At 62.2% G+C, this 1,002-nt stretch carries 1 pseudogene; it reads left to right on the top strand.

Annotated elements, in window-relative coordinates:
• Positions 1-984 (top strand): annotated as a pseudogene (locus C664_RS20030) (IS3 family transposase); the annotation flags it as partial.
• Positions 985-1,002: the final 18 nt, after the last annotated feature.

The following is a 1,002-nucleotide window of genomic DNA, read 5'->3' as shown; positions in this document are numbered from 1 at the left end:
CGACAGCCAGGCGGACGAGATTCGGCGCCTGAAGGCGGAGTTGCGGCGCGTGACCGAGGAGCGCGACATCCTAAAAAAGGCCGCCGCGTACTTTGCCAAGCAGTCCGGGTGAGGTACGCCTTCATCGACGCCCACGTGGTGCAGTATCCGGTGCGTCGCCTGTGTTCGACGCTGGCGGTCCATCCGAGCGGTTATTACGCGTGGAAGCAGCAACCCGTTTCCGAGCGCTCGGCTAATGACCAGCGCATCGGAGCGCTGATTACGCAATGCTGGGAGGCCAGCGGGCGTATCTATGGCTATCGCAAGATCCGTAACGATCTGCACGACATGGGCGAAGCGTGTGGCAAGCATCGCGTGGCGCGGCTGATGCGCTTGGCGGGCCTGCGCTCGCACACCGGCTATGGACGCCGCCCCGGTCGCTACGGTGGGCGGCCGGCGGTGGTTGCGCCGAATCTGCTCGAGCGCCAGTTTGCCCCGACAGCGCCGAACAAGAGCTGGGTGACCGATATCACTTACATCCGAACCCACGAGGGGTGGCTGTACCTGTGCGCGGTGCTCGATCTGTTCTCCCGTCAGGTCGTCGGTTGGTCGATGGGCGAACGGATGACCAAGGAACTGGCGTTGAACGCCTTGCTGATGGCGGTGTGGCGGCGCAAACCGACTGAGCAGGTGCTGGTGCATTCAGATCAGGGTAGCCAGTTCAGCAGCCACGACTGGCAAGACTTCCTGAAGTCGCACCGACTGGTGCCGAGCATGAGCCGGCGTGGCAACTGCCACGATAACGCGGTAGCGGAAAGCTTCTTCCAGCTGCTCAAGCGCGAGCGGATCAAGCGAAAGATCTACACGGATCGGGCGCAGGCTCGCTCCGATGTTTTCGATTACATCGAGCTCTTCTACAACCCACGGCGACGCCACGGTTTCACCAACCAGCTCTCGCCGGTAGAGTTCGAGCGGCAGTATTTTTTGAAGAACGGGACCGTCTAGGAAACCCGGGGCGATTCA

The organism is Thauera sp. 63 (genome assembly GCF_000310165.2).
Lineage (GTDB): Bacteria > Pseudomonadota > Gammaproteobacteria > Burkholderiales > Rhodocyclaceae > Thauera > Thauera humireducens.
The sequence above is the reverse complement of the archived record's forward strand: the minus strand, read 5'-3'. Positions and strand labels throughout refer to the sequence as shown.